Raw genomic sequence first — 24,956 nt, 5'->3', positions numbered from 1 at the left:
CTGGATGCCATGGTGGGCTTCCCTTCCGGAAGTGATGGGTGTTCTGGTGTGGTGGGGGTGGCGGGGGCACGGTGCGGGGCGGACCCGCACCGTGCCTCCAGGCCGGGTCAGCCCGTGACGGCCTTGACGCCGTCCGCGTACTGCTGGCCGAGCTCGTCGTCGACCTTCGACGGGGAGCTGCTGCCGTTGACCACGCTCTGGAGCCCCGCGTTCAGCTGGTCGTAGAACGTCGACGTGGGCCAATCCGGGTAGTACGCCAGGCCGTCACGCTCGGTCAGCGTGTTGAAGTTGGCGATGAGTTCCTTGCTCTTCGGGTCCGTGATGTCGGACTCGTCCGCCGCGACGGGGACCCCGCCGTTGTTGCCGATGATCGCCTGGATCTCCGGACGCAGGGTGATGTCGATGAACTGCTCGGCGAGCTTCTTGTTCTTCGCCTTGGTCGGGACCACCCAGAGGTTGCCGGAGGAGCCTGGCGACATCTCGGCACCCGGGAACAGGAACGTGCCCCAGTCCTGCTGCATCTCGGTGGTGAAGCGGCCGTACCACCACGAGCCGGAGAAGAACATCGGGTACTTGCCGCTGATGAACGCGGTCCCGGCGTCCTCGGCCTTCATCCCGGTGGAGTCGGACGAGATGTAGCCCTTGTCGGTCCAGTCCTGGACGGTCTTCGTCGCGGTGCTGATCTCCTTGCCGGAGAAGTCGACCGGGTTCTTGTACAGCTGGTAGTCGTCGACCCAGTCGCGGTCGGCCTTCTGGAGCGCCAACTGGTACCAGAGCTGGCCGAGCGGGTACTCCGCCGCCGACTCGGCGAGCGGCGTGACGCCTGCTGCCTGGAACGTCGCCATGGCCGACTCGAGGTCGTCCATGGTCTTCGGGACCTCGACGCCGTACTTCTGGAAGAGCTCCTTGTTGTAGTAGAACTCGACGTACTCGCCGTAGTCGGGCACGCCGTACCAGGAGCCGGAGCCCATCACGCCCTTGTCGTCGTAGCGCGCGGTGGTCTGCAGCGACTTGGCGAGCTTGTCGTCCCAGCCGTACTGCTTGACCGCGTCGTCGAGCGGGCTGAGGAGGCCCTGGCTGGCGAGCAGTCCGGCCGTGGCGTTGCCCTTGTTGTACTCGATGAGGTCGGGCGCCTGGTCGGAGTTGAGCGACTGGCTGGCCGTCTTGCGGATCTGCTCGAAGCTCTTCTCCTGGAACTCGACCTTCGCGCCGGTCTCCTTCTCGAAGACCTTGATGGACTCCTTCCAGGCCTTGCCCATGGCGGAGTCCTCGGACTCGTAGTGCCAGAGCTTGAGGGTCTTGCCGTCTTCGGCGGCGCTGTCGCCGCCGGCGGAGCAACCGCTGAGGACGACTGCGGCCGCGGCCAGCCCGGCGAGGGCGCCGAGCACACGGGACTTCTTCATGTCACTACTTCCTTGTAGGGGTCGGTGGTTCTCGGTGGTTGTCGAAGCGCTTCGACGATGCACGTCGAGGAACGCGTTCGGTGGGGTGGGCTCACCCGATCCGGCGGATGCTGCCGAGGTCGGTGAACCGTGGCGGGATGAGGGTCACGCCGGGCTCGTGCGTCCCGTCGACCTGGCGGACGGTGCGCTCCACGGCGCCGCGGCACATCTCCTCGAGCGGCAGCGGGATGGTGGACAGCGGGGTGTCCATCACCGTGGTGTCGTAGCTCGCACAGGCGGCGAGCACCGACAGGTCGTCCGGGACACGGATGCCACGGGACGACAGGTGGGCGAGGACCGTGTCGACGACCGGCTCGTTGCAGTGGAACACGAGCGCGGTCATGTCGGGCAGTTCCGTCAGGAGTCGATCAGCGGCGGCACGCTGGTCGGCCCGGTCGAGGGAGGGGTAGTGCGCGACGGTGGCGACCCCGGACGCACGGCACTCGTCGTCGAACGCGTCCGCGAAGCGACGGATGAAGCCGGTGTGCCGCTCGACGTAGGTCGCCGGGTGTCCGATCACGCCGATGCTGCGGTGTCCGTCGGCGACGAGCCGCCGGACGGATGCCCGGCCGGCCTCGGCGAAGTCGAGGTCGATGCAGGTCAGGCCGGTGGTGTCACCCGGCACGCCGACGAAGGCGGCGGGGACACCAGATGCGCGGACGACGTCGGCACGTTCGTCGTCGGTCGAGACCCCGAGAACGACGACGCCGTCAACGAGGGACGAGTGCGCGACGCGCTGGATGCCGGTCACCTCGTCGTCGCGTGCCAGCAGCAGGACGTCGTCGTCGTGCGCGCGAGCAGCCTCGACGACGGCGGTGACGAACCGCATGTGGGTCGGCAGGTGCGCGTCCGGTCGGATCGGCGCGGAGAGCGCGAGGATGTCCGTGCGGGCACCGGCGAGCATGCGGGCTCCGGCGTTCGGGCGGTAGTCGAGCTCGGCGACCGCGCGGTCGATGCGGGCGCGGGTGGTGGCTGAGATCGTCCGCTTGCCGGAGAGGGCGTACGAGACGGTCGAGATCGAGACACCGGCGGCCTTCGCCACCTCGTTGATCGTCACCATCGCGCACCTCCTCGTGCTCGTCGTCTGCGGCCGAAGCGAAGCGCTTCGACGACCTGCGACGGCGACGCTAACAGGACTGGTGTGCCGACCGCAAGCCTTTTGTGGTTCTCGGCAACAAATCCGCCACCCTGCCCGCTGTGGTCACCAGGAGTCGGGCCGCGCTCCCGCCGGGACGAGGTCCGGTCGCTCCACGCGCGACGTCAGCTCGACCACGACGTGATCGCGCGACGCGGTCGCCACCGCCTCCATGACCTCGAGCACGTGGAACGCCAGGGCGCCGCTCGCCCGGTGCGGTCGATCGGTGTCGATCGCCCGCGCCATGTCCGCGAGTCCGTACCCGCGGCCGGCATCCGCGTAGCCCGCCTGCACCGGCAGCGCACGGAACGTCCGGTCGTCGGCCGTCGCGAGCTCCACCGGGTCGGAGAACCCGTTCGGGTCGGGCACCGCGAGTGTGCCGGACGTGCCGTACACCTCGAAGAGCGGGGTCCTGGTCGCCCAGACCTCGAACGACACCGAGACCGTGGACACGACCCCGTTCTCGTGCTCCAGGACGGCGACGACGTGGGTGTCCACGTCGACCGGGATCGGGGTCCCTGCCGCAGGTCCGGTCCCGACCGTTCGCTCCCGGGTGGACCGGGTCGCGCTGCCGCTGACACGGACGACGGGTCCGAAGAACGACACGAGGCTCGTCAGGTAGTACGGCCCCATGTCGAGCAGCGGGCCACCCCCCGGCTGGTAGTAGAACGCCGGTGCCGGGTGCCAGAGCTCGTGTCCGGGCGCGCTCCACGCCACGGCAGCGCCGACCGGGGTCCCGATCACGCCGTCGTCGAGCGCTGCCCGTGCCGTCTGGATCCCGGTACCGAGGACGGTGTCCGGCGCGCTGCCGACCCGGAGTCCGGCGGTGCGTGCGAGTTCGAGGACCGGTGCCGCCTCGGCCGTCGACAGGGCCAGCGGCTTCTCGCCGTAGACGTGCTTCCCCGCGGCGAGCGCCCGGGTCGCGACGTCGGCGTGCGCCGCGGGGATCGTCAGGTTGAGCACCACGTCGACGTCGTCGTGCGTCAGGAGCTCGTCGACCCCGAGTGCGGCGACCCCGTGCTCCCGGGCGACCTCGGCTGCTCGCTCGGTGTCGAGGTCGGCCACCGCGGTGAGACGGAGGCTCGGCAGGGACGGGAGGTGCTCGAGGTACTGCCGGCTGATGTTCCCGACGCCGACCATCCCGACCCTCAGCGCGCGGCCCACAGCAGGCCCCGTTCGATGATCGTGCGGACAGGCTGCTGCTCGACGATCTCGACGCGGTGTCCGGGAGCCGAGACGAACACACGCCCCTTCCCCCACTGCCGGGTCCAGATCGCGGGCGAGGTCACCGGGCGGTTCCAGGCGTCCCACGGCCGAGCCTGCTGCGTCGTCGTGGCGAGGACGTCGTTGTACTCGTCGCTCAGCACCCAGTACTGCTCGGTCACCAGGTCGAAGTCCTCGATGCCCGCCGTGATCGGGTGCTCGTGCCCGAGCTCGGTGATGTGCACCGTGTACGGGACGTAGTTGTCGGTCTGGTCGCCGACGCGTTCGTCCGGGTGCTTGCCGGCGTGGTGGGCGAACTGCCCACCGATCATGTGCAGGTAGTCCGCGTTGTCCCGGTAGGCGTCGGCGATGCCGCCGTGCCACCCGGCCATGCCGGTGCCGGCGAGCACTGCGCGCTGCAGGCCGGCGAACTCGTCCGGTGCGATGGTGGTCATGGTGTTCACCTGGACGACGAGGTCGATGCCGTCCATCACGGAGGCGTCCGCGTAGACGGCCGTCGAGTCCGACACGCGGACGTCGAAGCCGTTGTCGCGCAGGAACGGGATGAAGGTGTCGGTGGTCTCGACGGGCTGGTGCCCGTCCCAGCCGCCGCGGACGACGAGCGCGTGGCGCATGGGCTCCTCTCGGTGTGGTGCTGTCTCGGTCACGGGATCGCCGTCCAGCTGCTGCCGTCGGCGGCGCTGCGTTCGACGGCGTCGAGCACGCGCTGCACGTGCAGTCCCTCGGCGAAGGACGGTCGGGGCTCGGTGCCCTCGGCGATGGCGGTGACGAGGTCCGCGACCTCGTGCGTGAAGGTGTGCTCGTACCCGATCAGGTGTCCGGTGGGCCACCACGCCGCCATGTACGGGTGCTCGGGTTCGGTGACGAGCACGCGGGTGAACCCCTGCTCGCCGGCCGCGGCGGAGGCGTCGTAGACCTGGAGTTCGTTCATGGACTCGAGGTCGAACCGGATCGCGCCGCTGGTGCCGCTCAGCTCGATCGTCAGCCCGTTCTTCCGTCCGGTGGCGTAGCGGGTCGCCTCGAAGGACCCGACGGCTCCGTCGGCCGCTCCCCCGGCGAGCCGACCGAGGAACCAGGCGGCGTCGTCGACGGTCACGGTGCCGCGCTCGGTCGACGCGGTGCCGGAGAGCCCGACGCCCTCCGCGAGTAGCGGCCGCTCGCGCACGAAGGTCTCGAGCGTGCCGGAGACGCTGGTGAGCGTCGCCCCGGTGATGTGCTCGACGAGGTCGATCGCGTGCGCGCCGATGTCGCCCAACGACCCGGAGCCGGCCTGCTCCTTGTCGAGGCGCCAGGTCATCGGACCGTCCTCGTCGGCGAGCCAGTCCTGCAGGTACAGCGCCCTGACCTGTCGGACGGTGCCGATCCGACCGTCCTGCACGAGCCGGCGGGCGAAGGCGATCGCGGGGACCCGGCGGTAGCTGAACCCGACCATCGACCGCACACCGTGTTCGGCCGCCGAGGCCGCGGCCGCCGTCATCGCCTCGGCGTCGGCGACGGAGTTCGCGAGCGGCTTCTCGCAGAGGACGTGCTTCCCAGCGCGGAGCGCCGCGATCGCGACCTCGACGTGCGATGCGCCTGGCGAGCAGACGTCGACGACGTCGATCTCGGGGTCGGCGACGACGGCACGCCAGTCGGTGGATGCGCGCTCCCACCCGAGGTGCTCGCGCGCCGCTTCGGTCCGGTCGGGATCCCGGCCGACGATCACCGACATCTCGGGCTCGAGCCCCAGAGGGAAGAACCGGGCGACCGTGCGCCAGGCCTGCGAGTGCGCAGCCCCCATGAACCCGTGCCCGACCATCGCGACCCGCAGTCGCTCCGGTTCCCGTCCGCGCTGTGCCATCCGCTCGCTCCCTTGCGATCGTGTGCTTGCCACGAACCACCCTACCGTTTATGTTGGGCGCGGCAACATTTTGCCAGGATCCTCCGCAACGAAGTTCGACGAAGAACGGTGACCCCCATGGCGACCACGCCCACACGCGCAGACAAGTTCTCCTTCGGTCTCTGGACCATCGGATACAACGGCTCCGATCCCTTCGGCGGTCCCACCCGCCCCCAGCTCGACGTGGTCGAGGCGGTCGAGAAGCTCGACGAGCTCGGCGCCTACGGCCTGACCTTCCACGACGACGACCTGTTCGCGTTCGGTTCGACCGACGCCGAACGACAGACCCAGATCGATCGGCTCAAGGGTGCTCTGGAGGCCACCGGGATCGTCGTGCCGATGGTGACGACGAACCTCTTCTCCGCCCCGGTGTTCAAGGACGGTGGCTTCACCTCGAACGACCGCCAGGTCCGCCGGTTCGCACTCCGCAAGGTGCTGCGGAACGTCGACCTGGCCGCCGAGCTCGGCGCGAAGACGTTCGTCATGTGGGGCGGTCGCGAGGGCGCCGAGTACGACTCCGCCAAGGACGTGCAGGCCGCGCTCTCCCGCTACAAGGAGTCGGTCGACCTGCTCGCGCAGTACGTCACCGACAAGGGCTACGACATCCGCTTCGCGATCGAGCCGAAGCCGAACGAGCCCCGCGGCGACATCCTGCTGCCGACGCTCGGCCACGCGATCGCGTTCATCGACACGCTCGAGCGTCCGGAGCTGTTCGGCGTGAACCCCGAGGTCGGCCACGAGCAGATGGCCGGTCTGAACTTCACCGCCGGCATCGCCCAGGCGCTCTACTCGGGCAAGCTCTTCCACATCGACCTCAACGGCCAGCGCGGCATCAAGTACGACCAGGACCTCGTCTTCGGCCACGGCGACCTGCAGAACGCGTTCTCGCTCGTCGACCTGCTCGAGCACGGCGCACCCCAGGGCGGCGTCGCGTACGACGGCCCGCGCCACTTCGACTACAAGCCGAGCCGCACCGAGGACATCTCGGGCGTCTGGGACTCCGCAGCCGCGAACATGCGCATGTACCTGCTCCTCAAGGAGCGTGCGCAGGCGTTCCGCGCCGATCCCGAGGTCCAGGCGGCGCTGTCCGCGGCGAAGGTCGACGAGCTGTCGACGCCGACGCTCGACGAGGGCGAGTCGTACGACGCGTTCCTCGCGGACCGGTCCGCGTTCGAGGACTTCGACGCCGACGCGTACTTCGGCGGCAAGGGCTTCGGCTTCGTGCGCCTGCAGCAGCTCGCGGTCGAGCACCTGATGGGCGCTCGTTGAGCCTCGTCGCCGGCGTCGACTCCTCGACGCAGTCCTGCAAGGTCACGATCCGCGACGCCGTCACCGGTGCGGTCGTCCGGGAGGGACGCGCGTCCCACCCGGACGGCACGTCCGTCGACCCCCGCCACTGGTGGGACGCCCTCGGCACCGCGATCGCGGACGCCGGCGGGCTCGACGACGTGGCGGCGATCGCGGTCGCCGGCCAGCAGCACGGCATGGTCGTCCTCGACGCCGACGGCGTCGTCATCCGCGACGCGCTCCTCTGGAACGACGTCCGCAGCGCCGACGCGGCAGCGCAGATGGTCGAGGAACTCGGACGGGAGGCATGGGTCACCAGGACCGGTCTGGTCCCGGTGGCCTCGTTCACCGGCACGAAACTGCGCTGGCTCCGCGACGCCGAGCCGGACAACGCACGCCGCGTCGCGGCGGTCGCACTCCCCCACGACTGGCTGTCGTGGCGGCTGCGCGGCTACGGTCCGGCCGACGAGAGCCCGCTCGGCGCCGACCTCGACGCGCTCGCGACCGACGGATCCGACGCCAGCGGCACCGCGTACTGGGATCCGGCACGGACGGCGTACGACCCGGAGCTGTTCGAGCTCGCCCTCGGACGGTCGATGCGGGTCGCCGGCGAGTCGGGCGGCGACGTGCTCGTCCCTCGGGTCGTCGAGGCCGACCAGGCGATGGGCACACTCGACACCGACGTACCGCTGCCCGGTGGCGGGGTCGCCCACGGCGGCCTGGTCGTCGGTGCGGGCACCGGTGACAACGCCGGTGCCGCGCTCGGCCTCGGGCTCGGACCCGGCGACGTCGCGGTGTCCCTCGGGACCAGCGGGACCGTCTTCGGCGTCACCGACACCGCGGTGGCGGACCCGAGCGGGACCGTGGCGGGCTTCGCCGACGCGACGGGGGCGCGCCTCCCGATCGTCACGACGCTCAACGCGGCCCGCGTGCTCGAGGTGATCGGCGGCCTGCTCGGCGTCGACCACGGCGAGCTCGGCGAGCTGGCGCTGGCGGCGCCGGCTGGCGCCGACGGCCTCGTCCTCGTGCCGTACTTCGTCGGCGAGCGCACGCCGAACCGTCCGGACGCCACCGCGTCCCTGCTCGGGATGACCCCGGCGACCACCGACCGGCAGCACCTCGCCCGCGCCGCGGTCGAGGGCATGCTCTGCGCACTCGCCGACGGACTGGCGGCCGTCGAGGCCACCGGCGTCACCGTCGAGCGGCTGCTGCTGATCGGCGGCGCCGCACGCAACGAGGCCGTCCGCACGATCGCCGCGCAGGTGTTCGGACGCGACGTCCACCTGCCGGAACCGGGCGAGTACGTCGCAGCCGGCGCGGCGAAGCAGGCGGCGTGGGCGCTCACCGGGACCCTGCCGTCCTGGACGCTCGACACCACGACCGTCGCCGCGGACCCGCATCCCGAGGTGCTCGAGCGCTACCGCGCGGCCGTCAATCACCAGACGAGCAGCTGAGTGAGGACAGGCTGCCCTGACAAACCCCAGGTCAGGGCAGCCTTTCCTGTCTAGCGGTCGGCCGTCCGGAGTGCTTTGCTGTCCGACATGGCCACCACCACCGTTCCCGCACTGCCGACCGCGTCGCCCGCGGATCCCACGAACGCGGCCCGGCTCAACTGGCTGCGTGCCGGTCTGCTCGGGGCGAACGACGGCATCGTCTCCGTCGCCGCCGTCGTGGTCGGTGTCGCCGGGGCCGGCGCACCGGTCGGCCCGGTCCTCGCCGCCGGCGGAGCCGCCCTCGTCGGCGGTGCCGTCTCGATGGCGCTCGGCGAGTACGTCTCGGTGAGCGGCGCACGAGACGCGCAACGCACCGGGCAGGCTGCCCGTACGGCCCGTCGGGCGACCGACGCGGTCGGGCCTTCGGACATCGCGGCCGCCTACCGCTCGATCGGGGTGTCCGACGACGTGGCACGGTCGATCGCCGCCGAGCTCGGTCGCCCGGAGGTCCGAGAGAACTGGATCGCCGCCGAGGAACGGGCCGCGCAGGACGAGGTCGTCAGCCCCTGGCGAGCTGCGTGGGTCTCCGCAGCCACGTTCACCGTCGGCGGCCTACTGCCGTTCCTGGCGACGGTGTTCGTGCCGGAGTCGGTGCGTGTCGCCGTCATCGTGGTGGCCGTGCTCCTGGCCCTCGCCGCGACCGGCACGACGGGCGCGGTGCTCGGTGGTGCACCACGAGGTCGCGCTGCCATGCGCGTCGTCATCGGCGGCGCTGCGGCCCTGGCGGCGACGTGGCTCGCGGGCACCCTGCTCGGCGCGCATGCGCTCTGACGACGGGGCGCAGTGCAAGCTCTTTTCGAGCGAGTAGAACTTCGTATACGTTCACAGAGACAAGCTTGTCTACTGCCTGAAAACGGGCCGAGCATGCTGCCCACTCCGAACGGAGCGAACCACTCATCACTAAGGAGAATGATCATGCCTCAGCAGTCTCGCGTGATGACCTTCCGTGGTACGCACGAACACTCTTTGGTCGAGGACTGGATGAAAGATGTGCCCGGTTTCGGCACCGATGTGCTCGAGCCGAAGGACGAGCTCGGGTACACGGTGAGCTATGTCGTGGAGGCCGACGCTGCAGACCGCGGTCCTTCCGATCACGATACCGATCTGTCCGTATGCCAAGGGGGCGAGCTCGCCTGCCCTTGTAGCGCGGCGCTCTGAGAAGGTCAGACGATGGGTATCGGGTCCGACGTCATCACCAGGCCGAACCTGCAAAGGGTGCTCGCGGGTGCTTTCGGCGGGCCCGATGCCGTCTTCGATCTCTGGAGTGATTCGGACAAGATTGTCGAGGTGTTTCGATCGCACGGAGTCTCTGCACACCACTTCTCTGAGCTGCGGTCGGGTGAAGGGGTTTCCGGCAACGTCGTGCTGATCCCTGTCTCCGTTCCCGAGCGCGGCGAAAGCAGCTTCTTCAAGGAGCACTTCGACATGGCCGCCGTTCTGGTCGTGCCGCTCCGATCCTTCGGCGCCGACGCGGCCTCCATCAGCTATCTGCCGCGGGCGCTGTTGCACATCGACTTCGCGAAAGCCGCCGACAGCGCTCGCGATCTCGTCACCATGGTTGCAACCGCCCCCTCCGGCCTGCGACTCAGCTCGGATGCGGGCACGGACATCGCTGTCCAGCTGGGCGATGACGTGCAACTGATGCCCCCGAAAGGAACGACCTCGATCGCTCCGGGTGAGTGGGTCAGCATCGCGCAGTTCCTGGAAGTCGGCATCGTCCCGCAAGCATCGGTCAACAGCTTTACGTTGTCGGGGAGGTTCTGTGCCGACGGAGTGTCGATCGCACACCACGTCATCGCTCCCGAGGTCGCGATTCCGATGGCAAGTTCCGCGTGGCGAGAAGTCGGCGTGATTCGAGAAGCGGGGCGATTCCCCCTTCTCGTCGAGATCGAACGCAACACTTGCGTAGGTATCCGCGATGCGATCGGGACAGATCTCACGGACCGATTGCTGCAATACACAGATCCGACCCTTCGTGGGCAGCTCATCGAGCTCGCGATGTCCACCCTGGAGCTGCGAGCCGATCCGGACTGGTCCGTCAATTCCCAGATCAACGAGGCTTGGGGCGGCGCCCACCTCGCCTTCGGAATGGGCATCAAGGGCGCGCACATCGATTTCGTCGGAACAGACGTCCGGGTCGAGAGCTGGTGAGCGCCGACCTCCGTCCGGCCCTCTGGGTCGTCCTGTGGTCCCGGGCGCTGACGACCTTCTCCGGAGCGGTCGGCGCACTTGCGTACTCGTACGTGGCGATCCATCATCTCGGTGGTCCGAGCGCCGGTGTCGCCGTAGCCACCTGCACCGCCGTGGGCGTGCTCGTCGGCAATCTCGCCGGCGGATTGGCCGACTTCGTCCGGGCACCGCTCGTGATCGGCGGGGCCGCGCTCGTCGGGGCCGTGACATCCGGCACCGCTTTCATCCTCGCGGACGCGGGGAGGACGACGCTGCCGACATGGTGCGTGTTGTCACTCCTGTCCGGCCTCGTGACCGCAGCCGCCGCGCGAGGAGAGAACACCGCGATCGTGCACGTCGCCCCGCGCGAGCACCTCCCCAGACTCTTCGGCGTGGTGTCGATCCGTGCGCAGGCAGCAGCTGCGGCGGCCGGAACCGTCAGCGGGCTCGTCATCGCGTCCGACCCGGCGCTGCCGTTCCTGGTCGACTGCGCGAGCTGGGCACTCAGTGGCGTGCTGCTCATCCCGCTGGCCCTGCGGTACCCGCGCTCGGGTGCCGATCGCCCGTCGTTCTCACCGTCGGAACTCCTCCGCGGCTTCACGTTCATCGCGCAGCAGCGACCGCTCCTCACCGTCGTCGTCGTCAGCGCGATCGCCAACATGTTCCTCGCGGGTGCCAGCGCTGTCATCACCATCGACCTCATCAGCCGCGGGACGGACGTCCGCCTCGTCGGTCTCCTCGAGACCGTGGTGAACCTCGCTGCGCTGCTCGGCAGCGTCGCCAGCGGCGTCCTCTCGCGTCGCCTGACGACGCGTCAGCTCTTTGTGCTCGTCCTATCGGTCCTGACCGGGGCGATGGCCGCGATGGCGATCTGGGGGACCGTGCAGGTCGTGATGGTCGCGCTAGCCGTCGGCGTGTTCAGCATCCCCGCGCTCGGGGTCTCGGCCGCCATCACGCTCGCCTCGTGGACCCCTGCTGGCCTGCAGGCGCGGACCTCCGGGGCGAGTTCGGTGCTCTCGCTCGTGCTCACGTCGGTCTCGCCGGCGGCCCTCGGTTCGCTGTACCTGCACACGTCACGGCTCGTCACCCTGTCGGTGGTCGCGACTGGGACGCTCGCCGCCGCTGCCATCGCCCGACGAGCCGTCCCGGACCGCAGGACCCAGGACGGCTGACTCCCCCGACGGTTTCGGCGCCCGCGCCGCGGGCTCCTCCGAGAGCCGCCGGAGTACGTCGACGACGTCACGCAACGCGCCCGCGCCCGCCGTCCCCGGACGTCCGAGGGCGGTGCGGGGGGCGAGCACGACGTGTCCGCGATCGGTGTCGATCCACACGCCGTAGTCCTCGTCGCTGCCGCGGGCACGCCGGGTCGCGACAGCGATCCGGCGGATCCGCACCCAGGGCAGCTCGTGCACCGGACCGGCCGAACCACCGGTCCAGCCGCGCAGCCCGGCAGCGTCGACCGTCCAGAGCGTGGGAGCCGGGTCCGGCAGCTCGTCCGGCTCGCGGATCGTCGGCGTGCCGACCGGCAGGTACAGGTCCACCGTGTCGCCGGCGGCACGGACACGGGCCATCGCACGCCGGTCTCGCTGGCCGGTCCACCAGACGGCGAGCGACACCGCGGGGCCGGCGACCACCATGGCGAGCGGAACGAGGACGACGACGCCGACGCGTCGCGTGTGTTCCCAGAGGTCCGCGACCCAGCGCAGGTGGAGCGCCTCGGCCCAGAGCAGCAGCGCGCCGACGACGGTCACCGCGGCCATCGCGACGAGCAGCCAGCGGACCGGTGGGAACGCACCCTCGCGCAGGCGCTGCACCCAGGCCGGCTCGTCCTCCATCCCGTCAGCCTGGCAGGTCCAGCGTCGGCATGCCCGGCCCTGCTCGGCGCGCATGCGCTCTGACTGCGGGGATCACCGGGTGGGGCAGCGCTGCCGTCACCGCCTGCCGGTGAGCGTTGCCCACGCACGCACGAACGGGTTCTTCCGACGCTGCCAGCCGTGGTCGGCGAGGACCCGCTTCATCGGGGCGGCGACCCACGAGGACCTGAAGCTGAAGTACCCGCCGCCGTCCGGCCAGTTCCTCGAGCTCATCGACGCCTTGTAGACGCCCTCGTCGAGGAGGGTGACGTGCCAGTTCCAGGTGGCGTTGCCGAGGAGGGTGACACCGCCGTCGCCGGTGGGCTGCCCGGACAGGTTCGTCGACCAGGTGCCGGTGATGCGGTCTCCCTCGGCGCTGACGACGATGGGGTGCTCACCCTGCCCGGTGAGGGCGATGAGCGCTGCGGTGACGTCGGCTTTCGGCGTGGGCTGCATGGGACCGATTCTGCCGTCCGACCGAAGGTTCCGCCGTCAGCCGGTGTGCGCAGGCGGCGGCTCCGGCGAGCTCCGGGATGGGATGATGCATCTCGATCACCGGAACGAGAACGAGGAACGATGCCCCCGCTGGACGATCAAGGCCAGGAGGCCACGCTCCTCGCCGGGCGGTACCGCCTGGAGTCCGTCATCGGTCAGGGCGGCATGTCCGTCGTCCACCGCGCATGGGACGAGGTCCTGCACCGCCCCGTCGCGGTGAAGGTGTTCCACGCCGGCACGGTCGACATCGCGCGTCAGGAGACGGAGCAGGGCGTCCTGGCGTCCCTGCAGCACCACAACCTCGTGAGCCTGCTCGACGCAGGCGTCGTCGACGACCACGAGGGCCGCCACCGCCGGTTCATCGTGATGGCGCTCGTGACCGGACAGGACCTCGAGGCGCGTCTGGCCGTCGGGCCACTGGCGTCCCGGCACATCGCCGAGATCGGCTTCGACATGGCGGAAGCGCTCGACTACATCCACGCACGCGGCGTCGTCCACCGCGACATCAAGCCGTCGAACATCCTGCTCGTGGACTACGGCAACGGCTCGGACCGCGCCAGGGCCAGCCTGACCGACTTCGGGATCGCCCTCGCCGAGGGGGTCGAACGGCTGACGGCCGACGGCGTGACCACCGGGACGGCCGCCTACCTCAGCCCGGAGCAGGCGAGCGGGTCCGACGTCGGACCCGCGAGCGACGTGTACTCCCTCGGACTGGTCCTGCTCCAGTGCTTCACACGACGGCGGGAGTTCCCCGGGTCGCTCGTCGAGTCGGCGGTCGCCCGGCTGTCCCGTGACCCGGTGGTCCCTGATCCCCTGCCGGCACACTGGAGCGGACTCCTCTCCGCGATGACCGCGCGGGATCCCGCATCGCGGCCGACGGGGGCTGCGCTCGTGGCGTCGCTCCGGGACGTCGTGATCGCCGACTCCTCGAGCGCCGACCGCGTGGTCGAGCCGACGACACCCGTGCCGCCTCGACCCGCCGAGAGCGGCCGTCCGACGACGCTCGACGTCCTGCCGGAGGAAGCCCTCCGGCGCACCACCGCCATGGCCGCCCGACTCTTCGACGCACCGATCGCGCTGGTCGAGGCGCTCGACGAGGACCGGGAGTGGTCGCAGTCGTACATCGCGGACGGCGTGGACGACGCCGCCCAGCACATCAGCTTCCGGAACGGGTTCGCCCCGGTCGCGGTCCCGGTGGTGATCCCCGACGGCTCGACCCACCCGGAGATGCGCGACAGCCCGCTCGTCACCGGCCCCCTCGGTATCCGCTTCTACGTCAGCGTCCCGTTGCTGCGGCACGACGGAGCCCCGATCGGGACCCTCGCGGTGCTCGACACGCGGGCCAGGACCGCGACCGAGGCCGACCTCGCGAACCTGCGGGACCTCGCGGCGCTGGCGGTCGCGCAGCTCGAACTCCGACAGGAGTCCCTCCGCTCCACCAGCGACGCGCTCCCGCTCGTGCCCGGTCCACCCGCACCGGATGGACCGGTCGCCCAGGCCTGACCAGCACGCTCCGACCGGTGCGTCGCGACTACCTCGTCGCGCGCTCGACGGCGTCGAGGATCGTGGCGACCTCGGTCCTCGTGGTGTAGTCGACCTTGACGTCGGCGAACCGCACCACTCCGTCGGCGTCGAGGACGAACACGGACGGGAACGGGATCCGAGCGGTCGCGTCGGCATTGCTGTCCGCGACGTCGAACCCGAGCGCGGTGTGCGCCCGCCGCGCGTCGGCACTCGGCTCGGTGACGATCCCGATGCGTTCGGCGAGCGCGTTGCCGACGTCGGACAGCACGGCGAACTCGAGCTCGCCGTTCGCGACCGCCTGCTCGGACGCCTCCGGCGTCTGCGGCGAGATCGCGACCAGGGAGACTCCGCGCTCGCGCAGGGCCGGCAGCAGCTCCTGCTGGTAGGTCCGGAGCGTCAGGTTGCAGTAGGGGCACCACGCGCCCCGGTAGAACACGAGGACGCTCACGCCGTCCCCACGCGCGTCCCGGAGGCCCTGCGCGTCTCCGGTCGCCGTCAGGAGCTCGGCGTCCGGGAAGACATCGCCCTCGCCGATGGCCGTCTCCGGCACCCCGGCAGTTCGCAGATCCTCCTGCTCACCGTCGAACACCGCTGAGAGCTCCGGCCCGATCTGCTCGGTGAACCCCTCGTTGAACGTGTCGACCTGCGCTGCGATGGACGGTGCTGGCATCTCGGGACCTCCGGGTTCAGGCGCGGCCGACGCGGCCGTTCCACGGAGCATAAGCATCCCTCTCCGGATGGTGACCGCCCGGCGTCATCGAGCGTCATCCACGGGCGCGGTGTCGCGGACGGCGGCGAGCTCCCGGTAGACGTCGGCAGCACCGGTCGGGACCCGCGCGAGCGACCCGTCCGGTTGCTCGTCGAGCCGGACGAGCCCCATCCGCCGCAGGTACGGGGTCTTCGCCCCGGCGGCGATCCGGTCGGCGACCAGCTCCGGTGCGACGGCGAACTCCTCGACGTTCCGACCGCCCGATGCGTACGACCAGTCCACGAAGTCGAACACCGGCCACCACGTCCATCCGCGGACGTCGACACCTGCGGCCGCGAGCGTCCGGACCGCGGCGATCGAGTCGCGGACCCAGGATTCGCGGACCGCGTCGTCTCCCTCGATCGAGGTCTCGGTGACGATCATCGGCAGGCCGTACCGATCAGCGAACCGGGTCAGCGACTCGACGAGGCCGTCGGACCAGCGGTCGTACGCCTGCTGCACGGTGCCGTCCGGCCCGTCGACGAGTCGCCGCGGCGAGAGGTCCGGGTAGTAGTTCACGCCGAGGAGGTCGATCGTGACGGCGCCGTCGACGAGCTCGGCGAGGGCTGCCCTGGATGCGCCGTGCTCGACGAGCCAGTCGTGGGACGGGTGGTCAGGCGTCACCCGGCCCGTGACGAGGTCGGTCGGGATCCAGCCGATCGCCTCGAGCAGATCGGCCTCGTCGGCGAGCGCCGAGGAGTCCGTCGTGTAGAGCGACGATGCCTCGACGTGCACGATGACGGCGTCCGGGTTCGCGGACCGGACCGCGGCGACCGTCTGTTGGAACCCCGTCGCGATGCCGAGCACGACCCGGGTCCATCCGTCCCACCCGGTGAGCGCCGGTGGCCACACCCCGCGGAGCCCCGCGAACGAAGCGGTCGTGATCGGCTCGTTGAGCGGGGTCATGTGGTCGACGACCCCGGCGTACCTGGCGGCGAACGCCCCCGCGAAGGAGGCGACCGCGGCCGGGTACGCCGGATCGGCGAACGAGTCTTCGAGCCAGGTCGGCGTGCCGTAGTGCACCAGGTCGGCGATCACGGTGAGCCCGAGGGACGCGGCGTACGACAGTCGCTCGTCGAGCACCGCCCAGTCGAAGACCCCTGGTGCGAGGTGGACGCGCGGCCAGTCGACCCCGTAGCGGAGCGCCGTCGCGCCGAGCGATGCGACGACGTCCAGGTCGCTCCGCCAGGCATCGTCGTGCCCGGTCAGCTCGTGCTCGTCGAGCGGCAGCATGTCGAACCGCGCCGGTGGGTACACGCAGGTGTCCTCGATGCCGGCGACGAAGGTGAAGGTCCCCGGCGCGAATGCCCCGAGGGTCACTTCAACCCCGTCGTCGCGACACCCGCCACGAAGAACTTCTGCGCGAAGAAGAACCCGAGGGCGATGGGCAGCAGCGAGATCACGGCGCCGGCGAGCAGCACCGCGTGGTCGGTCACGTGCGCTCCCCCGAACAGCGTCAGCCCGGCCGGGAGCGTCAGCATGTCGTTCGAGGTCGTCACGACGAGTGGCCAGAGCAGGTCGTTCCACAGCGCCATCCCGTTCAGCACGGCGACGGTCGCGATGGCGGGCTTCGCGAGCGGCAGGACGACCTGCCAGTAGATCCGCCAGTGTCCAGCGCCGTCGATGCGGGCGGCCTCGTCGAGCTCGGTCGGGATGTCGACGAAGAACTGCCGGAACAGGAAGATGCCGAACGCACTGGTGGCCCGCGGGATGATGAGGCCCTGGTACGTGTTGAGCCACCCGAGGTGGAACAGCTCCACGAACACCGGGATCAGGGTCACCTGGAACGGCACCATGAGCGTCGCGATGACGAGCACGAACGCCACGTTCCGGCCGACGAACCGCATCCGGGCCAAGGCGTACGCACACATCGAGTCGAACAGCAGCGTCAGCACAGTGGTCACGACCGTGAAGACGAACGAGTTGAGCAGGAGCCGGAGGAACGGCAGCTGCTGCCAGACGCCGGTGTAGCCGTGCAGGGTGATGCTGGTCGGGAACAGGCTGGCGGGGTGACCGAACAGGTCGGCCTCGGAGCGGAACGACCCGCTGACCATCCAGATGAACGGCACGAGCGCGAACACGAGTCCGATGCCGAGGTACACCCACTTCACGAGGGACCCGGTGCATGCGAGGCCGGTGCGTCGCAGGGACCGGCGGACGCCGGCCTCAGTCGACATCGTCGTACCGGAAGAGGCGCAGCTGCAGGAGCGAGATGAGCATGATGATCACGAAGAGGACCCAGGAGATCGCCGACGCGTAGCCGGTCTGGTAGTTGACGAACCCGTCGCGGTAGAGCAGGTTCACGAGCGTGTCGGTGTGGAAGACCGGTCCACCGCCGGTCATCACGTACACCAGGTCGAACACCTGGAACGACTGGATCGTCAGGATCATCGACGTGAAGAGCATGGTCGGGCGGATGCTCGGCAGGGTGATCCGCCAGACGGTCTGCCAACGGTTCGCGCCGTCGAGCTCTGCGGCCTCGTACCGTTCCGCCGGCACCCCCTTGAGTCCGGCGACGAACAGGATCATCGCGAAGCCGATGCTCTTCCAGACCGACACGAAGATGATCGTCGGCAGGGCGAGCGAGGTGGACTGCAGCCAGGCGACGCTCGGCAGCCCGAGCATCGCGGTGATGCCGCCGACGAGCCCGATGTCGGGGTCGAGCAGGAACTTCCAGACCAGACCGATCGTGACGAGCGACACGATCGTCGGGAAGAAGAAGACGCTCCGGACGATCCGGTTCGCCAGGGTGTCCTCCTGCAGGAGCAGCGCGGCGACGAACCCGAGGACGACGAGCAGCACGACCGAGACGATCGTGTACTCGAGCGTGATCCGCAGGGCGTTCCAGAACTGCGGGTCCTGGAACAGCTTCGTGTAGTTCCCGAACCCGACGAACCGTTGCGAGGTCGCGCCGACCGTCCAGTCGAAGAACGAATACCAGAGCGACCGCAGGATCGGGAAGACGACGAACGCGCCCAGGATGACCAGGGAGGGGGCCATGAAGAGCCAAGCGGGCTGGAACCGCCGCGCTCGACGGCGGGTGGGGCGAGCCTCCCGTCCGGTTCCGGGAGTGGCGGCCCCGGCACGCGCGCCGCGTGCCGGGGCCGACCCGGTGAGTTGGCTGGTCACTTGCTGCAGCCGGTGAGGCCGTCGATCGTCTGCGCGGCCTCCTTCGTCGCGTCGGTGACGGAGGTGCCTCGGGTGATCTTGCCGATCATCGGGACGTAGCCGTCGGAGTCGACCTTGGTGGCGTCCGGCACGTGCGGCAGGTACAGGCGCGAGTCGGGCACCTGGCTGGCGAAGACGCTCACCGTGGGGTCGGCCTTCAGCTTGGCGTCGTCGGACAGATCGGTGCGCAGCGGCGGGAACCCGGTCTGCAGCGAGAACTTCTGCTGGGCGGTCTTCGACGTCCAGTACGCCAGGAACTCCTGCGCCTGCTTCGGGTACTTCGTCTTCGCGGAGATCGACAGCGGGGCGATCGAGCCGAGCGTGGTCGACTTGCCGTCGACGCCCACCGGGACCTTCACGATGCCGAGGTCGATCCCGGCCGACTCGTAGCCGGGGGCCGCCCACGGACCGTTGATCTCCATCGCGGCCTTGCCAGCCGAGAAGAGCGAGTCTGCCTCGGCGCCGGTCAGCCCGACCGGGCTCACCTTGTCGTTCGCGACCAGGTCCGCCCAGGTCTTCAGGGACTGCTGCCCGGCGTTCGTCTGGACCACACTGCAGTTCTTCGTGTTGACGATGTCGCCGCCCTCGAGCCACTGCAGCACCGGCCACATCTGGATCGTCTGGTTGTCGGCGAGCGCGATGCCGTACTTGCCGCCGGTGGTGAGCTTCTGGGCGTCGGTGGCCATCTCCTGCACGGTCGTCGGCGGGTCACTGATGCCGGCGTCCGCGAAGAGCTTCTTGTTGTAGTACAGGCTCAGCGTGGCGAAGTTGGCCGGGACGCCGTAGAGCTTGCCGTCGTAGGTGAACTCCTTGACGGTGCCGGGGGCGAACTCGGACGTGTTGATCTTGCTGTCGCCGCTGCCGGTCTCGGTGATCGGCAGCACCGAGTTCGTCTTGACGTACTGCGCGACGGCGTTCGGATCGGAGCTGACCGCCGCGACGTCGGGGCCCTGCCCGGTGAGCCAGGCGGACGGGAGCTTCTGCTGGATGGTGTCCCACGGCTGCACGGTCATGTCGACCTTGACGTCGGGGTGGGCCTTCTCGAAGTCCTTGACGATGGTGGCGTAGCCGGGGCGATCGCCGCCGGTGAAGCCGGTCCAGACCTTGAGGGTGACCGGTCCGGACGTGCTGGCGTTGCCGCCTGCGGAGCACCCGGTGAGGGTGAGGGCCGCCACGGTGGCGAGGGCACCGATGGCGAGGGTGGTGCGTGTGTGCTGCATCGGGGAACGCTCCTTTGCGTTGCTGCTGCGTGGTGCTGGGTTGTGGGGGTGGTGCGGGGTGGGGGTGGTGCTGCTTGCGGGTCGGTGGTGCTGGTCAGGTGCGGACGCGCTCGGCGTCCTGGTCGCATCCGCAGGACGCGCGGATGACGAGCTCGACGGGCAGTTCTGTCCGGGTCGGCGTCCCCGCGCGGCGGTCGACCAGGTCGAAGAGCCGCTCGGTCGCGATGCGTGCCATCTCCTCGGCGGGGACGCGCACGGTCGTGATGCCGGGGGTGGTGACCCGCGCGAGCCCGAAGTCGTCGAAGCCGACGACCGAGACGTCGCCGGGGACGTCGATCCCGGCACGGCGCAGCGTGTGCAGGCCACCGACCGCCATGTCGTCGTTCGCGAAGACGATGCCGTCCGGACGGGCGCCGCTCGCGAGCATCTGCTCCATCGCCGCCGCACCGGAGGTCTCGGAGAGATCCCCTTCGATCACCGTCACGTCGTCGATGCCGTGCCGCTCGGCAGCCGCCAGGAACCCGGCGCGACGGTCGAGTCCGGTCTGGTGGTCGAGCGTGCCCGTGACGTGCAGCAGACGGCGGCGTCCGTGCACCTCGACGAGGTGGTCGACCAGGCGCTCCGTCGCACTGACGTCGTCGATGCCCACCGTGACCGCGTCGGCCAGGTGCGGGTAGTTGCCGATCAGAACGGCCGGGAGGCCCGATGCAACGAGGGTCTGCACGTGGTCGTCGTCGATCGCCGCACTCGTGACGATCGCGCCGTCGGCCGTCCGGGATCGCATGACCCGCTCGTACGCCACGTCGCCGGAGCCGGTGTCGGCGTTCGTGGACACGATGACCTGGGCGTCGTGGGCGTTCGCCGCGGTCGACATCCCGGTCAGCACGTGCATGAAGTAGAGGTGGCCGAACACGTGGGCCGAGGAGTTCGGGACGATGAGCGCGACGGCGTCTGCTCGCTGGCTGCGCAGTGCCCGGCCGGCGGAGCTCGGGACGTAGCCGAGTTCGTCGGCGGCCTGCTTGACGGCGGCGCGGGTGCGCTCGCTGATGCGCTCGTGTCCGGCGAGCGCCATGCTCGCGGCGGCGGACGTGACGCCGACCTTGGCGGCCACGTCCTTGAGGGTGACGGACTTCGGCATGGGGGTCGCCTCCTTCGGGAACCACGCGCTTTATCGATTAACTACGCACATCATGCACGTGCTTAATCGATGAAGCAAGTCCCAGATCGATACTGTGGCGTCCATGCCGCTGGTCCCTGACGTGAGCCGCGGTGACTGGTTGCGGCCTCGCGCGGGCGCCTGGGCGACCGCCGGCGGCGTTGCCGGCACCGGGTTCGAGGCCTACGCACGGATCCTGCATCCGGTGCAGGCGTACCGGGAGGGCCCCGCCGCCGATGGACGGACCCCACCGCCGATCGTCGAGGAATACTCCTGGCGCTGGGCGGACGTCGCTGCCCGCATCGGCCGACGCATCCACCCACTCGTGCAGTGGACACGCCTGTCGGGCCACGAACCCCCTCGCGGGTTCGAGACCGCCGACGGTTGGACTGTTCACCCTCCCGAGGAAGGACAACTCGATCCGGTCCTGCTCGCCGCCCTGACCGAACACCTTCGACCCGCCACGACGACACCGAGCGACCTCCTCGCAGCCGTCTGGGATGGGTGGGGAGACCTCAACGGCGGGTCCGCCTCGGCGTCGTTCACGATCGGCGAGCCGACCGCTGAGGAGATCAGGGCACTCCAGCAACAGGCTCTCGACGAAGGACTCCGCCGTGCGGCCATCGCGAGCGCACTGTCCCGCCAGCCGCTGTTCGAGTGGCCTGGTCGCGACTTCCACTTGATGTCGGTCACGCTCGATCTGTTCGCGGATCCCGACTGGTTGGAGAACACCAGCATCGACACCTACCCGGCGTCGGGACGCACACCCCAGATGCTGTGGCCCGAGGACCACACCTGGGTCCTCGCCACCGAGATCGACTGGGACGCCACCATCGTCGCGGGCACCCGCACCCTGGTCGCCGACGTCGTCGCTGACGATCGGTTCGAAGCGTTCGAGGTCAGGGCCGATGACGACCTCTCCTGGGCTGGCGACACCATCAACCACAGGTGAATGGGCAACGACGCCCGGCAATCAGCCCGAAACTCCCTCCGGCAGCACCCCACCCCAACCGTTGAACCCGCCGAACGCGACCTTGACCGGGACCGCCTGCGCCCGATCATCCACGTACTGGTACACCCCACCCGGACGCCCGAGCCACAGCACCCGAGCCGGCGTCACGGTCGTCGCCGTCGTCCGGAGCTCCACCACGTACTGCCCGGACGGGATCTGGAACTGCGCCGTCTGCTCGCTGTCGAGCAGCGTCGAGAACCGGGTCGAGAACGACGCGCCGGTCGCTGCGTTCGTCACCACCACACTCGCTCCACTGAGCTGCGCTGACGGGGTGCGGGACGCCGTGTTCGCGAAGACGACCAGGTCGTAGTCGCTGTGCGCGTAGTGCTGCGACAACGTCACCTGTGACGCCGCGAGGGTCCCCCGCTGCTGGTACACCCGGGTCTTCCAGACCGCAGGGGACGCCGTCCCGCTGGCGTACGCCTCGATGCGGTACTGACCGGTGCTCAGCCCGACGAACCGGTACTGGCCCGCGCTGTCCGTGGACGTCCGGAACACCTGCGAGGTGTCCTCGTTCCACGCGTACATCAGGCGTCCGGCGGCGGGTCCAGTCGGTCCGACGACACCACCCTGCAACGTGGCACCGATCACGAGCGGCACGGTGACCGCCACCGTCGACCCACCGCGGACCGCGATGTCCGCGCGGAGACCGGGCGCGTACGTCTGCGCACCGTGCGGCGGGAGCACCCGTGTCGTCACCGTGACGGTGTCCGGAGCCGGGATGCCGGTGAACGTCGCGGTGCCGTCGGCGTCGGTGGTGGCGTTCCCGACGACGGCATCGGTACCGATCGCAGCGAGTTGGACGTCCGCCAGTCGGATCGCGGTGCCGTCCGGTGCCGCGAGCTGCACGGCGATCGACCCCGAAGCGGCCGCGCTCGCCGGAGGCGCCAGCCCGATCAGCGTGGCCGCCGTCAGCGCCACGACCAATGTCGTCCCGGTGATCAGTCGCATCGCGTTCCCCGCCCGCCGGTCGTGTGTTGCGTGGGACTGTACGCGCCCGGCGCGCGGTGGGGAAGACGCGTCCTGCGGCCGGGACGTACCCGGCGACGGACAGGAGGCCCGGTGCCAGCTGGCACCGAGCCTCCTGTCCGTCACGCGGTTCAGTTGAAGCTGAACACCTGCGGCGCCTGGTTGTTGCAGTCGTACAGCTGCAGCGGCGTCTGGTTCGCGGTGTTGCCCGACGGCACGTCGAGGCACCGACCGGACTGCGGGTTCAGCACGGAGCCGTTCGCCTGCGGCACCCACTGCTGGCCGCCGACACCGTTGCACGTGTACAGCTCCAGGTGCGAGCCGTTCGCGGTGGCGTTGCCGTCGATGTCGAGGCAGCGCCCGAGCGTCCGGATCGTGTGGTCGGCCTGGTTGTAGGCCCACTGTTGATCGGTCGTCTGTTCGTCCGTCAGGAGCGTCTGGCAGTCGTAGACCTGGACCTGCTGACCGTTCTGCTGCAGGTCGTTGCCGGCGACGTCGACGCACTTGGACCCGATCGTCTTGATCGGGACGGCCGCGACGAACTTCTGCGCCTGGTTGCCGTTGCAGTTGTAGATCTGGAGCGCCGTGCCGTTCGCGGTGTTGCCCGAGGGGTCGTCGAGGCAGCGTCCGGACTGCGGGTTCTTGATCGACCCGTCCGGCTGCACGATCCACTGCTGCCCGCCGACGCCGTTGCAGTCGTAGAGCTCGACGTGGGTGCCGTTCGCCGTCCCGTTGCCGTTGACGTCCAGGCAGCGGCCGAGCGTGCTGAGCGTGTGAGCTCCGTAGACGTTGCCGAGCCAGTGCTGGTCGGCCGCGAGCGTCTGGCAGTCGTACAGCTGCACGACCGCGGTGTTGCCGCCGGTGTCGTCGCCGGCGACGTCGACGCACTTGCCGCCGGGTCCGGTGATCGGGGCACCGGGGCCGCCACCGGTCGAGACGCCCTGGTAGTTCTGCGCGACGACGTTCGCCTGCACGGCGTTGTCGGCCGCGTCGGTCGAGTACCCGGTGGTCATGACGCCCTCGAAGAAGGACTGTGTCCCACGGTTCGAGTTGTCCCCGCCGGCGCCGAGCACGATCGAGCCCTCGAGCTTCATCGGCGTGTAGCCCTGGCCGTCGCCGTCCTTGTCGGTCGGCAGCGCCCCCTCGTACCACTTCGACAGCGACCCGGACTGCGCGTTCCCGCCCTTCAGCGCGAAGTTCGCGACGCCGTCGTTCTTGAGCAGCGCGGTGACGAACTTCGACGTGTTGCCGGTGTTCGCGGTGTTGATCGCGGTCTTGCCCTCGTAGACGCCGTTCTCCAGGTCGGCCTGCACCCACGGGCCGCGACCGGCGCTGCCCGTGCCGTTCAGCATCGACAGGTTCAGGGCGTCCATGTGCCCCTTGCCGGTGTCCTTCGCCTGGGTCTCGACGTTCCCGAAGTCCGAACAGCAGCCGTGGTTCACGTTCGTGCCGCTGGCGACCTCGTACATCGACTCCGGGCTGGCACCGCGGGCAGTGCCCTTGGCGACCGTGCTCGAGATCCGGTAGGCCACCTGCTGCGGCATGTAGATGCCGTACGCCTTGTGTCCGGCGACGGTGACCGGCAGTGCACCGGCGTCAGCAGCGTGGTTCGCGGGTCCGGCGTCCCCGGCTCCCGCGACGGTCAGGTCGTTGTGGTTGGACGACTGGTCGTAGATCTTCGGGATGGTGCACGTCGTGCCGGAGCAGAAGGTGTCCTGCGTCTGGACGTTGGCGTACCCGCCGGCGGCGAGCAGCCCGACGTTCATGGTCGCCCCGTCCGAGGCGCGCTGCACCTGGTAGAGCGGCCCGTTGTACGAGGAGTACAGCGCCCGTGTGGAGCTGTACGCGGCGACACACGAGGTGCCGGCGCCGGCGTAGGTGTCGCAGGGACCGTTCGTGGCGGCAGCAGCACTGCCGACACCGACCGTCGTCGCGAACAGGCTCCCGGTGACGAGAGCGAGGGCTCCGAGTGCCGCGGCGACGATGCGCCGAGGTCTGGAGATCGACCCGATGTGCATGTGTGGTTCCTTCCGAGCGTCGTTGCTTGGGGATGCGGTCGATCGTCGGGTTGGGCATCGCGCTGTCGCTCGACGATGCTTAATCGATTAACCACACCAAGGATACCGCGCCCAGTCCCCCGCCGCCGCGTCGAGGGAACAGAAAACGTCGGCTCCGTTGAGCG

23 protein-coding genes are annotated in these 24,956 nt (G+C 69.8%); 8 read left to right on the top strand and 15 right to left on the bottom strand.

The window, feature by feature from the left end:
* Window positions 1–107: 107 nt before the first annotated feature.
* The 5 genes from QK288_RS06955 to QK288_RS06935 form a co-directional block, all read right to left on the bottom strand.
* The gene (locus QK288_RS06955) at window positions 108–1,403 is read right to left on the bottom strand and encodes an extracellular solute-binding protein (protein WP_281267080.1); all 1,296 of its coding nucleotides are present in this window, start codon (window positions 1,401–1,403) and stop codon (window positions 108–110) included.
* Window positions 1,404–1,494: 91 nt separating this feature from the next.
* Window positions 1,495–2,502, bottom strand: a complete 1,008-nt coding sequence (locus tag QK288_RS06950) for a LacI family DNA-binding transcriptional regulator (RefSeq protein ID WP_281267079.1) — start codon at window positions 2,500–2,502, stop codon at window positions 1,495–1,497.
* A gap of 141 nt (window positions 2,503–2,643) precedes the next feature.
* Complete coding sequence (locus QK288_RS06945; RefSeq protein ID WP_281267078.1) at window positions 2,644–3,717, bottom strand: Gfo/Idh/MocA family oxidoreductase; 1,074 nt, start codon at window positions 3,715–3,717, stop codon at window positions 2,644–2,646.
* 8 nt (window positions 3,718–3,725) lie between these two features.
* Window positions 3,726–4,415, bottom strand: a complete 690-nt coding sequence (locus QK288_RS06940) for a ThuA domain-containing protein (protein WP_281267077.1) — start codon at window positions 4,413–4,415, stop codon at window positions 3,726–3,728.
* Between the two features lie 29 nt (window positions 4,416–4,444).
* The gene (locus tag QK288_RS06935) at window positions 4,445–5,641 is read right to left on the bottom strand and encodes a Gfo/Idh/MocA family oxidoreductase (protein WP_281267076.1); all 1,197 of its coding nucleotides are present in this window, start codon (window positions 5,639–5,641) and stop codon (window positions 4,445–4,447) included.
* Window positions 5,642–5,758: 117 nt separating this feature from the next.
* On the opposite strand from QK288_RS06935, the gene xylA reads away from it, so the two are divergent.
* The 6 genes from xylA to QK288_RS06905 all read left to right on the top strand — a co-directional run bounded on the left by xylA (window position 5,759) and on the right by QK288_RS06905 (window position 11,801).
* A complete protein-coding gene (gene xylA, locus QK288_RS06930; protein ID WP_281267075.1) occupies window positions 5,759–6,949 on the top strand; it encodes a xylose isomerase in 1,191 nt (396 codons plus the stop codon).
* Window positions 6,946–8,421, top strand: a complete 1,476-nt coding sequence (gene xylB, locus QK288_RS06925; RefSeq protein ID WP_281267074.1) for a xylulokinase — start codon at window positions 6,946–6,948, stop codon at window positions 8,419–8,421. Before xylA ends, xylB begins: the two co-directional genes overlap by 4 nt.
* An 87-nt stretch (window positions 8,422–8,508) precedes the next feature.
* Window positions 8,509–9,231, top strand: coding sequence for a VIT1/CCC1 transporter family protein (locus tag QK288_RS06920; protein ID WP_281267073.1), 723 nt, complete (start codon window positions 8,509–8,511; stop codon window positions 9,229–9,231).
* Between the two features lie 144 nt (window positions 9,232–9,375).
* Window positions 9,376–9,618, top strand: a complete 243-nt coding sequence (locus QK288_RS06915) for a hypothetical protein (protein ID WP_281267072.1) — start codon at window positions 9,376–9,378, stop codon at window positions 9,616–9,618.
* Window positions 9,619–9,630: 12 nt separating this feature from the next.
* The gene (locus tag QK288_RS06910) at window positions 9,631–10,611 is read left to right on the top strand and encodes a hypothetical protein (protein WP_281267071.1); all 981 of its coding nucleotides are present in this window, start codon (window positions 9,631–9,633) and stop codon (window positions 10,609–10,611) included.
* Window positions 10,608–11,801, top strand: a complete 1,194-nt coding sequence (locus QK288_RS06905) for an MFS transporter (RefSeq protein WP_281267070.1) — start codon at window positions 10,608–10,610, stop codon at window positions 11,799–11,801. Before QK288_RS06910 ends, QK288_RS06905 begins: the two co-directional genes overlap by 4 nt.
* Here the strand turns inward: QK288_RS06905 and QK288_RS06900 are convergent.
* Both QK288_RS06900 and QK288_RS06895 read right to left on the bottom strand, forming a co-directional pair.
* Window positions 11,703–12,464: a hypothetical protein gene (locus QK288_RS06900; protein ID WP_281267069.1), complete on the bottom strand. Its 762-nt coding sequence runs from the start codon at window positions 12,462–12,464 to the stop codon at window positions 11,703–11,705. The genes QK288_RS06905 and QK288_RS06900 overlap by 99 nt on opposite strands.
* 96 nt (window positions 12,465–12,560) lie before the next feature.
* Window positions 12,561–12,938, bottom strand: coding sequence for a hypothetical protein (locus QK288_RS06895; RefSeq protein WP_281267068.1), 378 nt, complete (start codon window positions 12,936–12,938; stop codon window positions 12,561–12,563).
* A 120-nt stretch (window positions 12,939–13,058) separates the two neighbouring features.
* Between QK288_RS06895 and QK288_RS06890 the strand changes: the two genes are divergently transcribed.
* Window positions 13,059–14,480, top strand: a complete 1,422-nt coding sequence (locus tag QK288_RS06890; RefSeq protein ID WP_281267067.1) for a GAF domain-containing serine/threonine-protein kinase — start codon at window positions 13,059–13,061, stop codon at window positions 14,478–14,480.
* A 28-nt stretch (window positions 14,481–14,508) separates the two neighbouring features.
* Here the strand turns inward: QK288_RS06890 and QK288_RS06885 are convergent, their stop codons facing one another.
* The 6 genes from QK288_RS06885 to QK288_RS06860 all read right to left on the bottom strand — a co-directional run bounded on the left by QK288_RS06885 (window position 14,509) and on the right by QK288_RS06860 (window position 20,775).
* Window positions 14,509–15,171, bottom strand: coding sequence for a peroxiredoxin-like family protein (locus QK288_RS06885; protein WP_281267066.1), 663 nt, complete (start codon window positions 15,169–15,171; stop codon window positions 14,509–14,511).
* Window positions 15,172–15,255: 84 nt separating this feature from the next.
* The gene (locus tag QK288_RS06880) at window positions 15,256–16,569 is read right to left on the bottom strand and encodes a family 1 glycosylhydrolase (RefSeq protein ID WP_281267065.1); all 1,314 of its coding nucleotides are present in this window, start codon (window positions 16,567–16,569) and stop codon (window positions 15,256–15,258) included.
* Entirely contained in the window at window positions 16,566–17,426 is an 861-nt protein-coding gene (locus QK288_RS06875) for a carbohydrate ABC transporter permease (RefSeq protein ID WP_281267064.1), read from the bottom strand. The genes QK288_RS06880 and QK288_RS06875 overlap by 4 nt, the downstream gene beginning before the upstream one ends.
* Window positions 17,416–18,249 carry a sugar ABC transporter permease gene (locus tag QK288_RS06870; protein ID WP_281267063.1) on the bottom strand — a complete coding sequence of 278 codons (834 nt, stop codon included), beginning with the start codon at window positions 18,247–18,249 and terminating at the stop codon, window positions 17,416–17,418. The genes QK288_RS06875 and QK288_RS06870 overlap by 11 nt, the downstream gene beginning before the upstream one ends.
* A 125-nt stretch (window positions 18,250–18,374) precedes the next feature.
* Window positions 18,375–19,637, bottom strand: a complete 1,263-nt coding sequence (locus QK288_RS06865; RefSeq protein ID WP_281267062.1) for an ABC transporter substrate-binding protein — start codon at window positions 19,635–19,637, stop codon at window positions 18,375–18,377.
* A 94-nt stretch (window positions 19,638–19,731) separates the two neighbouring features.
* Window positions 19,732–20,775, bottom strand: coding sequence for a LacI family DNA-binding transcriptional regulator (locus QK288_RS06860; RefSeq protein WP_281267061.1), 1,044 nt, complete (start codon window positions 20,773–20,775; stop codon window positions 19,732–19,734).
* A gap of 103 nt (window positions 20,776–20,878) precedes the next feature.
* Here QK288_RS06860 and QK288_RS06855 point away from each other — a divergent pair, with 103 nt between their 5' ends.
* Window positions 20,879–21,745, top strand: a complete 867-nt coding sequence (locus tag QK288_RS06855) for a hypothetical protein (protein ID WP_281267060.1) — start codon at window positions 20,879–20,881, stop codon at window positions 21,743–21,745.
* A 21-nt stretch (window positions 21,746–21,766) separates the two neighbouring features.
* Here QK288_RS06855 and QK288_RS06850 read toward each other — a convergent pair whose 3' ends face one another.
* Window positions 21,767–22,756, bottom strand: a complete 990-nt coding sequence (locus QK288_RS06850) for a carboxypeptidase-like regulatory domain-containing protein (RefSeq protein ID WP_281267059.1) — start codon at window positions 22,754–22,756, stop codon at window positions 21,767–21,769.
* Between the two features lie 149 nt (window positions 22,757–22,905).
* Window positions 22,906–24,792 carry an arabinofuranosidase catalytic domain-containing protein gene (locus QK288_RS06845; RefSeq protein ID WP_281267058.1) on the bottom strand — a complete coding sequence of 629 codons (1,887 nt, stop codon included), beginning with the start codon at window positions 24,790–24,792 and terminating at the stop codon, window positions 22,906–22,908.
* Window positions 24,793–24,956: the final 164 nt, after the last annotated feature.

Origin of the sequence: Curtobacterium sp. 9128 (assembly GCF_900086645.1) — a bacterium.
In the GTDB taxonomy this organism is placed as follows: Bacteria; Actinomycetota; Actinomycetes; order Actinomycetales; family Microbacteriaceae; genus Curtobacterium.
The sequence above is the reverse complement of the archived record's forward strand: the minus strand, read 5'-3'. Positions and strand labels throughout refer to the sequence as shown.

Excerpts from the sequence above, each read along its gene's own strand:
- QK288_RS06955 (WP_281267080.1), bottom strand. The coding sequence starts at position 1,403 with ATGAAGAAGTCCCGTGTGCTCGGCGCCCTCGCCGGGCTGGCCGCGGCC.
- QK288_RS06950 (WP_281267079.1), bottom strand. The coding sequence starts at position 2,502 with ATGGTGACGATCAACGAGGTGGCGAAGGCCGCCGGTGTCTCGATCTCG.
- QK288_RS06945 (WP_281267078.1), bottom strand. The coding sequence starts at position 3,717 with ATGGTCGGCGTCGGGAACATCAGCCGGCAGTACCTCGAGCACCTCCCG.
- QK288_RS06940 (WP_281267077.1), bottom strand. The coding sequence starts at position 4,415 with ATGCGCCACGCGCTCGTCGTCCGCGGCGGCTGGGACGGGCACCAGCCC.
- QK288_RS06935 (WP_281267076.1), bottom strand. The coding sequence starts at position 5,641 with ATGGCACAGCGCGGACGGGAACCGGAGCGACTGCGGGTCGCGATGGTC.
- xylA (WP_281267075.1), top strand. The coding sequence starts at position 5,759 with ATGGCGACCACGCCCACACGCGCAGACAAGTTCTCCTTCGGTCTCTGG.
- QK288_RS06920 (WP_281267073.1), top strand. The coding sequence starts at position 8,509 with ATGGCCACCACCACCGTTCCCGCACTGCCGACCGCGTCGCCCGCGGAT.
- QK288_RS06915 (WP_281267072.1), top strand. The coding sequence starts at position 9,376 with ATGCCTCAGCAGTCTCGCGTGATGACCTTCCGTGGTACGCACGAACAC.
- QK288_RS06910 (WP_281267071.1), top strand. The coding sequence starts at position 9,631 with ATGGGTATCGGGTCCGACGTCATCACCAGGCCGAACCTGCAAAGGGTG.
- QK288_RS06900 (WP_281267069.1), bottom strand. The coding sequence starts at position 12,464 with ATGGAGGACGAGCCGGCCTGGGTGCAGCGCCTGCGCGAGGGTGCGTTC.
- QK288_RS06895 (WP_281267068.1), bottom strand. The coding sequence starts at position 12,938 with ATGCAGCCCACGCCGAAAGCCGACGTCACCGCAGCGCTCATCGCCCTC.
- QK288_RS06890 (WP_281267067.1), top strand. The coding sequence starts at position 13,059 with ATGCCCCCGCTGGACGATCAAGGCCAGGAGGCCACGCTCCTCGCCGGG.
- QK288_RS06885 (WP_281267066.1), bottom strand. The coding sequence starts at position 15,171 with ATGCCAGCACCGTCCATCGCAGCGCAGGTCGACACGTTCAACGAGGGG.
- QK288_RS06875 (WP_281267064.1), bottom strand. The coding sequence starts at position 17,426 with ATGTCGACTGAGGCCGGCGTCCGCCGGTCCCTGCGACGCACCGGCCTC.
- QK288_RS06870 (WP_281267063.1), bottom strand. The coding sequence starts at position 18,249 with ATGGCCCCCTCCCTGGTCATCCTGGGCGCGTTCGTCGTCTTCCCGATC.
- QK288_RS06865 (WP_281267062.1), bottom strand. The coding sequence starts at position 19,637 with ATGCAGCACACACGCACCACCCTCGCCATCGGTGCCCTCGCCACCGTG.
- QK288_RS06860 (WP_281267061.1), bottom strand. The coding sequence starts at position 20,775 with ATGCCGAAGTCCGTCACCCTCAAGGACGTGGCCGCCAAGGTCGGCGTC.
- QK288_RS06855 (WP_281267060.1), top strand. The coding sequence starts at position 20,879 with ATGCCGCTGGTCCCTGACGTGAGCCGCGGTGACTGGTTGCGGCCTCGC.
- QK288_RS06850 (WP_281267059.1), bottom strand. The coding sequence starts at position 22,756 with ATGCGACTGATCACCGGGACGACATTGGTCGTGGCGCTGACGGCGGCC.
- QK288_RS06845 (WP_281267058.1), bottom strand. The coding sequence starts at position 24,792 with ATGCACATCGGGTCGATCTCCAGACCTCGGCGCATCGTCGCCGCGGCA.